The sequence below is a fragment of the Pseudoflavonifractor sp. An176 genome (assembly GCF_002160435.1).
Taxonomy (GTDB): Bacteria; Bacillota; Clostridia; order Oscillospirales; family Oscillospiraceae; genus Enterenecus; species Enterenecus faecium.
The window spans coordinates 1-13,280 of sequence record NZ_NFKO01000011.1; the positions used below are offsets into that span (position 1 = coordinate 1).

Annotated in this window: 7 protein-coding genes; 4 read left to right on the forward strand and 3 right to left on the reverse strand. The window is 60.1% G+C overall.

Annotated elements, in window-relative coordinates; genetic code table 11:
- Positions 1-324 precede the first annotated feature (324 nt).
- The 3 genes from B5F12_RS06655 to B5F12_RS06665 form a co-directional block, all read right to left on the reverse strand.
- The gene (locus B5F12_RS06655) at positions 325-1,320 is read right to left on the reverse strand and encodes a helix-turn-helix transcriptional regulator (RefSeq protein WP_158096770.1); all 996 of its coding nucleotides are present in this window, start codon (positions 1,318-1,320) and stop codon (positions 325-327) included.
- Positions 1,321-1,466: 146 nt separating this feature from the next.
- Positions 1,467-3,602 (reverse strand): glycogen/starch synthase, encoded by a 2,136-nt coding sequence (locus B5F12_RS06660; RefSeq protein ID WP_242954912.1) that lies wholly within the window; start codon positions 3,600-3,602, stop codon positions 1,467-1,469.
- Between the two features lie 59 nt (positions 3,603-3,661).
- Positions 3,662-5,185, reverse strand: coding sequence for a YifB family Mg chelatase-like AAA ATPase (locus tag B5F12_RS06665; RefSeq protein ID WP_087232175.1), 1,524 nt, complete (start codon positions 5,183-5,185; stop codon positions 3,662-3,664).
- 517 nt (positions 5,186-5,702) lie between these two features.
- Here B5F12_RS06665 and nifJ point away from each other — a divergent pair.
- The 4 genes from nifJ to B5F12_RS06685 all read left to right on the forward strand — a co-directional run bounded on the left by nifJ (position 5,703) and on the right by B5F12_RS06685 (position 13,016).
- Positions 5,703-9,242, forward strand: coding sequence for a pyruvate:ferredoxin (flavodoxin) oxidoreductase (gene nifJ / locus B5F12_RS06670; RefSeq protein WP_087232178.1), 3,540 nt, complete (start codon positions 5,703-5,705; stop codon positions 9,240-9,242).
- 98 nt (positions 9,243-9,340) lie between these two features.
- Positions 9,341-9,991 (forward strand): ComF family protein, encoded by a 651-nt coding sequence (locus B5F12_RS06675; protein WP_087232181.1) that lies wholly within the window; start codon positions 9,341-9,343, stop codon positions 9,989-9,991.
- 577 nt (positions 9,992-10,568) lie between these two features.
- Positions 10,569-12,227, forward strand: a complete 1,659-nt coding sequence (locus B5F12_RS06680; RefSeq protein WP_087232184.1) for a ribonuclease J — start codon at positions 10,569-10,571, stop codon at positions 12,225-12,227.
- Positions 12,228-12,413: 186 nt separating this feature from the next.
- Positions 12,414-13,016, forward strand: a complete 603-nt coding sequence (locus B5F12_RS06685; RefSeq protein ID WP_087232187.1) for a recombinase family protein — start codon at positions 12,414-12,416, stop codon at positions 13,014-13,016.
- Positions 13,017-13,280: the final 264 nt, after the last annotated feature.

Sequence of the window (13,280 nt, forward strand, 5' to 3'; positions counted from 1 at the left end):
TTGTCGTAGAAGCTGAAACTTACAAAAGAATTGCCATGCCCTCTATGTGACCCCACCGGGCCAAGGGCCGCAAAGAGAAATGTGCAGGGGCTCCCCGTACCGCGGGGTGGATTCCACAAGGCGGGGGAAGGCCCCGCCTTTGGCGATTCTTTGGTGACTTTCTCATCGGGGAGAAAGTCACCCTGCGGAGCAAACCCCGGCTGGCAAGCCTGCGCCTAGGTCGTTTAGAAGAACAATCCTCCAGTCAGTCTTGCACATGGCGGGTATTGATGCAAAAAATCATCGGGCAGGGGAAGGTCAGCGCCTTCTCCTGCCCGTTGTATCTTATTTTTTGGTCAGCAACCCTGCAATGCTCCGTACCGGGGCGTACAGCACCGCCGCCACCGGCCACACAATCCAGGTGCGGTCCCAGGCCATGGTCCAGAAGCTCCAGCCCAGGTAGATGGCCAGCACCAGACCCCAGTAGATGGTGGTCAGAGGGCTGTTTTCCTCCCGCTTGTGCTCCCGGGTGTAGTCCCCAGTCTCCAATAGCCGCTGGAAGCTTCCGGCGATGATGCAGGTGCGCACCAGCAGGAACACGCCCACTGCCACTATCACAAACATGAGGATGAGGCCGATGATGGGGGCCATGCCGTCCTCGTCTATGGCCACAAGAATCATCAGCGGGGCCAGACTGAGAATGCACAGGGTGATGCCCACCACCAGCAGCATCAGGTGGGTGGTCTGGTATTCGGCCTGACGCTTTTTCACCACGCCGTCCACCCCGTAGGCCAATTCCACGGGCTGGTTGTCCAGGTGCTCGTAGGGGGTCAGGCGGCTGCCAAAGAAGAGAAACAGGGCCACCGCGGCGGATACCAGGGCCAGCATCACCAGGATGCCCACCCCGCCCGCCAGAGGCTCGGACAGGGTGAAGCGGCCCTCTTCACTGGACAGGCCGCCCAGGTAAATGAGGGCGGTGGGGGAGAGGATGCACAGGAACACGCCCAGGGCAATTTTACTGGCCACTCCCCGCACCGTGTCCAGGTAGGTGTTGGCCTGCTCCAGGGTGATGTGGTGGACCGGGACTTGGGGCCCATCCAGAATGGGGACAGGTTCCGGCTCTGCCTGGGGCAGCTCCGGCTCCATCTCGTCGAGGAGCAGGTAGTCGGTGCTCACCTCAAACAGCTGGCTGAGCCGGAGGATTTTGTCCAGGTCTGGGATGGAGCTGCCGCTCTCCCACTTGGACACCGCCTGCCGGGACACCCCCAGCTGGTGGGCCAGCTCCTCCTGGGACCACCCGGCCTTTTTTCTCAAATTTGTGATCTTATCTCCTAAAATCATAGGTGTGCCTCCCGTCGCTTTTGATGGTCTCATGGTAGCACCTCCCACGGTTGCAGGCCACCAAACAGGGCTGGAAATCTGTCAACTGCCAGTTGCGGCGGGGATATGACACCGTATTTTTGGGGGATTGGGGGCCATTTGGCCTCTTACCACTGGGTCAGCTCCAGATACAGATTCTTGTACTGACGGGCGGAATTCTCCCAGGACACGTCCTTGGCCATGTCCCGCTGGACCACCTCGTCCCAGTGATAGCGGTTGGTGAAATAGAGGGTCTTGGCCCGGTTGATGGCGTCCAGCAGCAGCCCGGCGTCGTAGCGGTCGAAGGTGAAGCCGTTGCCGTCTCCGGTGAAGGTGTTGTAGGGCTCCACGGTGTCCTTCAGGCCGCCGGTCTCCCGGACGATGGGCAGGGTGCCGTAGTGCATGGCGTTGAGCTGGGTCAGGCCGCAGGGCTCAAAGCGGGAGGGCACCAGCAGGGCATCGGCGCCGGCGTAGATGCGGTGGGCCCGGGCCTCGTCGTACTGGATGCAGGCGCAGAAGGTGCCGCGGTGGGCGCTCTCATAGTAGCGGAAGGTGTCCTCGTACTCCCGGTCACCGGTGCCCAGCACCACCACCTGGGTGTTGCCGTCCAGAACCATGGGGATGATGGAGCTGACCAGGTCCAGACCCTTCTGGTTGGTCAGGCGGGAGATGAGGCCGATGACGAACTTGCCCTCATCCTGCTCCAGGCCCAGCTCCTTTTGCAGGGCCAGCTTGTTGGCCATCTTGTGCTCCAGCACGTTGCCCAGGTCGTAGTGCTCCGCCAGAGCGGGGTCGGTGGCGGGGTTCCACATGTCATAGTCAATGCCGTTGACGATGCCACGCAGCTTGCCGCTGTGGTAGCGCAGGTGGCCCTCCAGGTGCTCGCCGTACTCGGCGGTCTGGATCTCCCCGGCGTAGGTGCCAGAGACGGTGGTGACCCGGTCGGCGTAGGCGATGCCGCCCTTGAGCATGTTGGCATCCTGATAGCCGTCCTTCAAAGCGCCCATCTGGAACACCTCATTGGGCAGGCCGGACCAGTAGCGAATGGTGGGGATGTTGTAAATGCCCTGGAAACGCAGGTTGTGGATGGTGAGGATGGACCGGGCGTGGCCCACGGGGGAGTCCTTGAACAGGGTGCGCAGATACACCGGCACCAGAGCCGCCTGCCAGTCGTGGCAGTGGACAATGTCGGGAATCCAGTTTAAGTAGTTCAGAGCAGCCAGAGCGGCCTTGCTGAAGAAGCAGTACTTGGGGATGTCGTCCACCAGGTTGGTGTAGGGATTGCCGGTGGAGAAGAACTCCTGATTGTCGATGAAGTCGTACACCACGCCGTCACAGACATACTCCATAATTCCCACATAGTAGTTGCGCCCGGTGTTGCCCAGGTCCATGTAGAACGCGCCCCGATACTCCATTTTCTCCTGGAACTTCTGGGGGATGCAGGCGTAGCGGGGCAGAATCACCCGCACGTCACAGTTGAGCTTTACCAGCTGACGGGGCAGGGCGTACATCACGTCGCCCAGACCGCCAGTCTTGACAAAGGGGTGACATTCCGAGCCGATGAAGGCAATGCTTCTCCGGGGCAGGTTGGACATCTCATACATAGGTTTGACCTCCTCCACAACAGGTGATACATCTTCTTCCACACTGGGAGCGGTTTCCTCTTCCACAGGGGCGGGTTCTTCTTCCGCAGGAGCGGCTTCCTCCACCATGGGAGTGGTTTCTTCGACGACGGGAGCGGGCTCCTCCGCCACGGGGGCAGCTTCTTCCACGACGGGAGCGGGCTCCTCCACCACAGGGGCGGCTTCCTCCACCACGGGAGCGACCTCCTCCACGATAGGGGCGGTTTCTTCCACCACGGGAGCGACTTCCTCCACCACGGGGGCGGTCTCTTCGACCACGGGAGCGACCTCCTCCACGACAGGGGCGGTCTCTTCCACCACGGGAGCGACCTCCTCCACGACGGGGGCGGTCTCTTCCACTACAGGGGTGGGCTCCTCAGCGACAGGAGCGGGCTTCTTGGCGGCAGAGGCGGGCTTCTTCCGGGCGGTGGTGGTCTTGCGGGTGCTGGTTCGGGTCTTGGGTGCGGCAGGTGCGGCGGGCTTGGCAGCGGTGGGAGTTTCCACCACAGCGGGCTCCGGCTGCTGCACGGCGGTCACAGGCTCTGCCACCGGGGCAACGGTACGGGCCGGGGTGGGGGCTTTCTTGACCACTTTCTTGGCAGTGGTTTTCTTTTTGGAGGAACGTGCCTTCTTGTGTACCATTATGGATCTTCCTTTCCTGTATGTATCGCCACGCATGGGGGGCGGAAATGGTGGATCGCTCACACCTGTAGGTGTTCCGGGGGCCGATATTGGAGGGCCTCCGCCAGGTGGTGGGGCTGGATGTGCTGGGACTGGTCCAGGTCTGCCACGGTGCGGGCCACCCGGAGGATGCGGTCATAGCTGCGGGCGGTGAGGCCCAGCTTTTCATAGGCGCTTTGAATCATGGCCTGGCAGGTGTCGTCCAGCTGGCAGTATGCTTTGAGCTCCTGGGGGCCCATATGGGCGTTGCAGGTGGGGCCGTGGGGGCCGAAGCGGGCGTGCTGGATGGCGCGGGCGGCATTGACCCGGGCCCGGATGTCCGCCGAGGATTCGGCGGGGGTGGACTGTCCCGCCAGCTCGTGGTATTCCAGGGCGGGCACGTCCACACAGATATCAATGCGGTCCAGCATGGGACCGGAGATGCGACTTTGGTAGCGCCGAACCGCCTGCTCGGAGCAGGTACACCGCCCCGAGGGGTGGCCATACCAGCCGCACTTGCAGGGATTCATGGCACACACCAGCATAAATCGGCTGGGGTAGGTCACTGTCCCGGACACCCGGGTGATCTGGGTGCTCCCGTCCTCCAGGGGCTGGCGCAGCACCTCCAGTACGTCGGAGTGGAACTCGGGCAGCTCATCTAAGAACAGCACCCCGTTGTGGGCCAGGGAGATCTCCCCGGGGCGCAGGTTGGCGCTGCCTCCGGCCATGCCGGCGGCCGAGATGGTGTGGTGGGGGGCACGGAAGGGGCGGCGGAGCACCATGGGGTGCTCCCGGCTGGTCAGGCCCACCACGGAGTAGATCTCCGTACAGGCCAGGGCCTCCTCCCGGGTCAGATCGGGGAGGATGGAGGGCAGGCGCTTGGCCATCATGGACTTGCCCGCCCCGGGGCTGCCGGTCATTAGAATATGGTGTCCGCCGGCGGCGGCCACTTCCAGGGCCCGCTTGGCTCCCTCCTGGCCCTTCACGTCGGCAAAGTCCGGCCCGGTGGGCGCCGCCTCCGGCGGCGTCCAGGGGAGGGTGGGGGAGAGGGGGGCCTCTCCGGTGAGGTGGGCGCACAGCTGCGCCACCGTCTCCACCCCGTAGACCTCCAACCCCTGGGCCAGGGAGGCCTCGGGGGCGTTGTCGGCGGGGACAAACAGCTGGCGGACCCCGCAGCGCACCGCTGCCAGGGCCATGGGAAGAATTCCGGACACCGGACGCAGCGCCCCGGACAGGGACAGCTCCCCCAAAAAGGCGGCGTCGGCGTACCCCTTCATGGACAGCTGGCCGCTGGCGGAGAGGATGCCCAGCAAAATGGGCAGGTCGTACACCGTGCCCACCTTTTTCCGGTCGGCAGGGGCCAGGTTGATGGTGATGCGGGAGACGGGAAAGTCAAAGCCGCTGGAGCGAATGGCTGAGCGCACCCGTTCCCGGGACTCCTTCACGGCGGCATCGGGCAAACCCACCACATCAAAGGCGGGTAGTCCCCCGGAAAGGGCACATTCTGCCGTGACCGGATATCCATGGATGCCATTGAGGCCCAGGGAGAGCAGATTGCACACCATGGGGTCCCACTCCTCTCGAGAAAAAAGTAACCGAAATCCTTTGATACCTATCATACCACGGGGGTTTGTTGAACGCAAGGAAACTTGTTGGGGTTAGGCAAATTTAGGAAAAGTTCTCCATCCGGTCCGAAACGTGAACTTTGGGCGAGACGGCCTGTCACGGCGCTTGTCGGGGTGGAGAATTTGGTCATTTCATAGTTGTACGGTATGACCACCCAAGGTTGGGTAAGTTTGGCGGCTGCACGGACTTCCAGCGCACCCTTTGTCCGTGAGAGGGCGACAGAGCATTTGATAAAAAAGTAACAAAAAATCTTGTTTTCTAGGATAGTGCCGGGGTTTGTCCGGTGCAAGGTATCTGATTTGAAATGGGGGAGAGGAGGCAAGATTGTGTGTGAGAATTTACAAGAAAAAATGGAATTATTCATTGAATTTATAGGAGAAATGTGGTAGACTGAGGTGTATTCGGAATTCAGATGCCTCAGCGCTCTTTGCTGAGAAGCAAAAGGAGGAAACGAAAATGGCACGTAAGTTCAAAACTATGGACGGCAACACCGCTGCCGCTCACGTGTCCTACGCATTCACAGAGGTTGCGGGTATTTACCCCATCACTCCGTCCAGCCCCATGGCTGACAATGTGGATCAGTGGGCCGCTGCTGGCCGGAAGAACATCTTCGGCCAGACCGTGAAGGTTGTGGAGATGCAGTCCGAGGCCGGCGCTGCCGGTACCGTCCACGGCTCTCTGGCCGCTGGCGCCCTGACCACCACCTACACCGCGTCTCAGGGTCTGCTGCTGATGATCCCCAACATGTACAAGATTGCCGGTGAGCTGCTGCCCACCGTGTTCCATGTCTCCGCCCGTACTGTGGCCAGCCATGCTCTGAACATCTTTGGCGATCACTCCGACGTTATGGCCTGCCGTCAGACCGGCTTTGCCATGCTGTGTGAGTCCAACCCCCAGGAGGTTATGGACCTGGCTGCTGTGGCTCACCTGGCTACCCTGAAGAGCCGCGTCCCCTTCATCAACTTCTTCGATGGCTTCCGTACCTCTCACGAGATCCAGAAGGTCGCCGTTTGGGACTACGAGGATCTGGCCGAGATGTGCGACATGGACGCTGTGGCCGCTTTCCGCGCCCGCGCTCTCAACCCCGATCACCCCGTGATGCGCGGTTCTCACGAGAACGGCGACATCTTCTTCCAGCACCGTGAGGCCTCCAACCCCTACTACGATGCCGTTCCCGAGATCGTTGAGGAGTACATGGGCAAGGTCAACGAGAAGCTGGGCACCAACTATCAGCTGTTCAACTACTACGGCGCTGCCGACGCTGACCGCGTCATCATCGCCATGGGCTCCATCTGCGACGTGGCCGAGGAAGTCATCGACTACCTCAACGCTCACGGCGAGAAGGTGGGTCTGGTGAAGGTCCGTCTGTATCGTCCTTTCCGTGCCGACAAGCTGCTGGCTGCCATCCCCGCCACCTGCAAGCAGATCGCTGTGCTGGACCGCACCAAGGAGCCCGGCGCTCAGGGCGAGCCTCTGTACCTGGACGTTGTCACCGCTCTGGCCAACGCTGGCCGCAACGACATCCGTGTCATCGGTGGCCGTTATGGTCTGGGCTCCAAGGACACTCCCCCCGCCAGCGTGTTCGCTGTGTATGAGGAGATGACCAAGGCTGACGCCAAGCGTCTGTTCACTCTGGGCATCAAGGACGACGTGACCCACCTGTCCCTGGAGGAGAAGCCCTCTCCCAACACTGCTGCCGAGGGCACCATCGAGTGCAAGTTCTGGGGTCTGGGCGGCGACGGTACCGTGGGCGCCAACAAGAACTCCATCAAGATCATCGGCGACCACACCGACAAGAACGTGCAGGCTTACTTCCAGTACGACTCCAAGAAGACTGGCGGCGTGACCATTTCCCACCTGCGCTTCGGCGACAAGGCCATCCGCAGCCCCTACTACATCAACAAGGCTGACTTCGTGGCCTGCCACGTGCCCAGCTACATCACCAAGGGCTTCCCCATCGTCCGTGACGTGAAGCCCGGCGGCGTGTTCCTGGTCAACTGCCAGTGGAACTTCGACGAGCTCAACCATCACCTGGATGCCGCTTCCAAGCGCTACATCGCTCAGAACAACATCCAGCTGTACATGATCAACGCCATCGACCTGGCCATCGAGATCGGTATGGGCAAGCGCACCAACACCATTCTCCAGTCCGCCTTCTTCGCTCTGGCCAACGTCATGCCCCAGGAGGACGGCATCCGCTACATGAAGGAAGCTGCCACCAAGTCCTACCTGAAGAAGGGCCAGGACGTGGTTGACATGAACCACAAGGCCATCGACCTGGGCGCCACCGCCTTCGTCAAGGTGGACGTGCCCGCCGACTGGGCTACCGCTGAGGACGCTCCCGCTGCCCACAACTACGAGGGCAAGGCTGAGCTGGTGGCTCAGGTGGAGAACATCATGGAGCCCGTCAACAAGATGGACGGCGACTCCCTGCCCGTCTCCAAGTTTGTGGACTGCGTGGACGGCACCTTCCAGCAGGGCGCTTCCGCTTACGAGAAGCGCGGCGTGGCCGTCACCGTGCCCGCCTGGAACGAGAGCACCTGTGTCCAGTGTAACCAGTGCTCCTATGTCTGCCCCCACGCCACCATCCGTCCCTTCGCTCTGACCGAGGAAGAGGCTGCTGCCGCTCCCGCCGGTTCCCAGATCGTGGACATCAAGGCTGGCGCTGGCAAGGGCAAGTATAAGTACTCCCTGGCCGTGTCCGCTCTGGATTGTATGGGCTGCGCCGTGTGCGTGGGCGTGTGTCCCACCAAGAGCCTGACCATGGTGCCCATGGAGCAGATGCTGTCCAAGCAGCCTGCCTTCGACTACATGGTCGCCAAGGTTGCCCCCAAGAAGGACATGGAGTCCGTGGCCAACGTCAAGGACAGCCAGTTCAAGCAGCCCCTGCTGGAGTTCTCTGGCTCCTGCGCCGGCTGTGCCGAGACCTCCTATGCCCGTCTGGTCACCCAGGTCTGCGGCGATCGTATGTATGTCTCCAACGCCACCGGTTGTTCCTCCATCTGGGGCGGCCCCGCTGCTACCTCTCCCTACTGCACCAACGCCGAGGGCAAGGGTCCCGCTTGGGCCAACTCCCTGTTCGAGGACAACGCCGAGCACGGTCTGGGCATGCTGGTTGGTGTCAAGCAGCGTCGTGAGAAGCTGGTTGAGGTCGTCACCGGTCTGACCACCGCCGACTGCGCCAGCGATGAGCTGAAGGCTGCTGCCGCTGAGTGGCTGGCCAAGCGCGACGAGGGTGAGGGTTCCAAGGAGCCTTCCGCCAAGCTGCTGGAGCTGGCTAAGACCTGCGACTGCGACGCTTGCCGTCAGGTCGTGGAGATGTCCGACCTGCTGGTGAAGAAGTCCGTGTGGATCTTCGGCGGCGACGGCTGGGCTTACGACATCGGTTACGGCGGTCTGGACCACGTCCTGGCTTCCGGCGAGGATGTCAACGTCTTCGTCTTCGACACCGAGGTGTACTCCAACACCGGCGGACAGGCTTCCAAGTCCACCAACATCGGCCAGGTGGCTCAGTTCGCCGCTGCCGGTAAGACCGTGGGCAAGAAGAGCCTGTCTGAGATCGCCATGCAGTACGGCTACGTCTACGTGGCTCAGGTTGCCATGGGCGCCAACCCCAACCAGACCCTGGCTGCCATCCGTGAGGCCGAGGCCTATCATGGTCCCTCCCTCATCATCGGCTACGCTCCCTGCGAGATGCACTCCATCAAGGGCGGCATGACCAACTGCCAGACCGAGATGAAGCGCGCTGTGGAGTGCGGCTACTGGAACCTGTTCCGCTACAATCCCACTCTGAAGGAGCAGGGCAAGAACCCCTTCACTCTGGATTCCAAGGCCCCCGCTGGCGGCTATCAGGAGTTCCTGATGAACGAGGCTCGCTACTCCTCCCTCACCCGCTCCTTCCCCGAGCGCGCCAAGGATCTGTTCGAGAAGAACGAGAAGGCCGCTATGGAGCGCTGGGAGCACCTGCAGAAGCTCATCGAGCTGTACGCTCAGTAAGTTTCTCCCAAGCATTCAAAAGGACGCAGCCACTGGCTGCGTCCTTTTTTATACCAAACCATTCGACGTAATTCGACGCATAGCGGGGTGGCATAGAGATGAATCTGGTGAAACTGGTGTTGGATTTGATCTATCCGCCCCGCTGTCCCTTCTGTGGCCGTGTGCTGGAGGTGTGGGAGGAGGAAGGGCTGTGCCACTGGTGCCAAAAGACCCTTCCCTGGCAGCTGGAGGTCGGGAAACAGGTGGACTTCTGTGCCCGGTGCTTCTCCCCGCTGTGGTATCGGGGGAGTGTGCGCCGGGGAATGGAGCAGTTTAAGTTCCGGGGCGGGCAAATCCACGCCCGGCTGTTTGGCACCCTCATGGCCCAGTGCCTCCACGACCAGTGGGGTGAGGAGGTGGACTGTATCACCTGGGTGCCTGTGACCCGGCGGCGTCGGGGAGAACGGGGCTTTGACCAGTGTGAGCTGCTGGCCCGGGAGGTGGGGAAGAACCTGGGCGTGGAAGTGGTGTCCGCCTTGGAGAAGGTGCGGGATACCAAGCAGCAGGCCCGCATTACCTCCTCATCCGCCCGACAGGCCAACGTGACGGGAGCTTACGCGGCGCGGGAGGGAATCGACCTCACGGGGAAACAGGTGGTCCTGGTGGACGACGTGGTCACCAGCGGTGCCACCCTGGCCGAATGCGCCGCCTGCCTGCGCATCGCCGGGGCGGAGAAGGTCATCGGGCTGACGGTGGCAAGGGCAAAATAATGAATAATGATGAATGAATAACGAATAATGCAGGCCCTGAACATTGTGCATTTCTTGGGGGGTGGCGTAGGGGAGGGGCTTGCCCCTCCCGAATTTCTTGGGGAAATGCCAGGGGGCTGGCGGGCCGGGCAAGCCCGGCCCCTACCCACGCATAGCGGCGGGACTGGCTGGGCAGACAAAAAATGCTGTACTTTGACGGTGATCTGTGATATACTTGCTTGAACAAGCTCCTCCCCATCGAGGGAGTTGAGCGGTTTTGATACGGCGTAAAGCGTGGCTCGTGGGCGCGCTTCGGATAGAGACAACCACACAGCGGTGCATAGCGCAGGGTGAGGCGGCCGCCCCCTCATCTGTCTGGCGAAACAGGGCCAGAGAGATGGGGTGGACGACGGCGCTTTTCTCCTGCGCCCAAAAGGGGGACAATTTGCCCTTTTGGCGGTAACACAGCGTGCATTCCGGGCACACTCATCTCAAGGGGAGGTGGGCGGTCCGGACCCCCAGGGGGGAGTGTGCCCACAGGCCCATAAATACGCATGCAACAAGATAAATATAGGTTATTACTGGTAAAGGAGTATTTATGGCAGAAAAATTGAAAATTATCTCTCTGGGCGGTCTCAACGAGATCGGAAAGAACATCACCGCCTATGAGTACGGCAACGACATTATCATCGTGGATGTGGGCATGGGATTCCCTGATGACGAGATGTACGGGGTGGACGTGGTCATTCCCGACTTCAGCTACCTCATTCAGAATCGGGACCGCATTCGGGCCATCTTTATCACCCACGGCCACGAGGACCATATCGGCGGCATTCCCTATCTGATGCGGGATGTGAATGTGCCCATCTACGCCACCCGCATGTCCGCCGGGCTTATCCGCCTCAAGCTGGAGGAGCACCGCCTGGACAAGAAGGTGAAGCTCATCACCTGCGAGGCCGGGGAGACCGTGCGGGCCGGCAAGTTCACCGTGGAGTTTATTCACATCAATCACTCCATCGCCGATGCGGTGGCTTTCGCTATCCGCTGCCCCCTGGGCGTGTGTATTCACACCGGCGACTTCAAGATCGACCCCACCCCCATCCAGGGCGGCATGGCCGACCTGACCCGCCTGGGCGAGCTGGGCCGGGAGGGCGTGCTGGCGCTGCTGGCCGACTCCACCAACGTGGAGCGTCCCGGCTTTACCAAGAGCGAGTCCAGCGTGGGCGCCTCCTTTGAGGCCCTGTTCCGGGGCTGTGACCAGCGCATCATCGTCACCACCTTCGCCTCCAACGTGGACCGTATCCAGCAGATCATCAACGTGGCCGCCAAGTACGGCCGCAAGGTGGCGGTGACGGGCCGCAGCATGGAGAATGTGATGCGGGTGTCCACCGAGCTGGGCTATATGCAGGTGCCCGCTGGCACTGTGGTGGACGTCAACCAGATCAAGGGCCTGCCCAAGAACAAGGTTTGTATCATTACCACCGGAAGCCAGGGCGAGACCATGTCTGCCCTCACCCGCATGGCCTTTAACACCCACCGCCAGGTGGAGATTCAGGCCGGGGACCGGGTGATTCTCTCTGCCTCCGCCATTCCTGGCAACGAGAACGCCATTGGCAACGTCATCAACGAGCTGTACCGCCGGGATGCCGAGGTGGTCAATGAGCGGGAGCTGCCCCTCCACGTGTCCGGACACGCCTGCCAGGATGAGCTGAAAATCGTCCACGCTCTGGTGCGGCCCAAGTATTTCATCCCCGTCCACGGCGAGCAGCGCATGCTGAAGACCCATGCCAAGCTGGCCCGGAGCATGGGTATGGACCCCCGGAACATCATTATCAGCGACGTGGGCAAGGTCATCGAGATCACCCAGAAGAACGCCCGCATCAACGGCACCGTGCCCTCCGGCAAGGTGTTTGTGGACGGCTACGGCGTGGGCGACGTGGGCGCTGTGGTGCTGCGGGACCGCCAGCACCTGGCCCAGGACGGCATGATTGTGGTGGTAGTGTCGATGTCCGCCGAGGACGGACAGGTCATCTCTGGACCCGACATCATTACCCGTGGATTTGTGTACGTCAAGGAGTCTGAGGCCCTGATGGACGAGCTGCGCCAGGTGGCGGTGGACGCCTTGGACAGCTGCCAGGACCGGCACATTCGGGACTGGTCTACCATCAAATCTGAGATCAAGGGGAACCTGTCTGGCTACCTCTACAAGAAGACCAAGCGCAATCCCATGATCCTCCCTGTGATCATGGAAGTGTAACAATTGGGACTGCCCTGCATGGAAAATGGCAGGGCAGTCCCTGTATATTTTTTGCATAGGTGTTGAATCGGGCCATAGGCCTGGTTCAGCGCCTTTTTAACCAGAAATTGCAGAGATACTACTGAATTTTTACCGTACCTTTGAGCAGAACTATACTACAATGCTTGAAAGACGGGAGAGAGTTCAATGAGTCACATCTATGGATATATACGAGTCAGCAGTCGAGACCAAAACGAAGACCGGCAGCTTCTGGCCATTCAGCAGCTGTCCATTGCCCAGGAGAATATCTTCATTGATAAGCAATCGGGCAAGGATTTTCAGCGTCCACAGTACAAAAAGCTGGTACGAAAGCTAAAAAAAGACGATGTGCTCTATATTAAGAGCATTGATCGCCTGGGGCGCAATTATGCGGAGATTCTGGAGCAATGGCGGATTCTAACCAAGAGCAAAGGAATTGATATTGTGGTGCTGGACATGCCTCTGCTGGACACCCGCCGGGGCAAGGATTTGATGGGTACGTTCCTCAGTGACATCGTCCTGCAAGTGCTGTCTTTTGTGGCGGAAAATGAGCGGGAAAACATCCGCCAGAGACAGGCGGAGGGGATTGCCGCAGCCAAGGCCCGAGGGGTACGATTTGGCAGGCCGGAGAAGGAACTGCCGGACAATTTTGAGGCGCTGGTACAGGCCTGGGAGCGAGAACAGCTGCCCCTGTCTGATGTGCTGGATTTGTGCCAGATCAGCCAATCCACCTTTTACCGCAGACGACGAGATTGCCACCGCCGGAGATAAAAATTTAGCTTACCAAAAAGTACACCTTTTGATTGACTAGATTGTATCGGAAAAATCTGGTAGATTTTATGTAATTTTCATGAAATATGCTTGCAGAGATTGAATTTTTACCCATTGTATGCAATAATTATTAATACCTGCCTATTCCAAAAGGTGTACTTTTAGAGAGTGAAATTTTTTTTGTAGTTAATGAAAGTTTTTATATATTGACAAAATGTTTTATATAGAAACTAATAGTTGATATTATATCATTTTAAGAAAAAC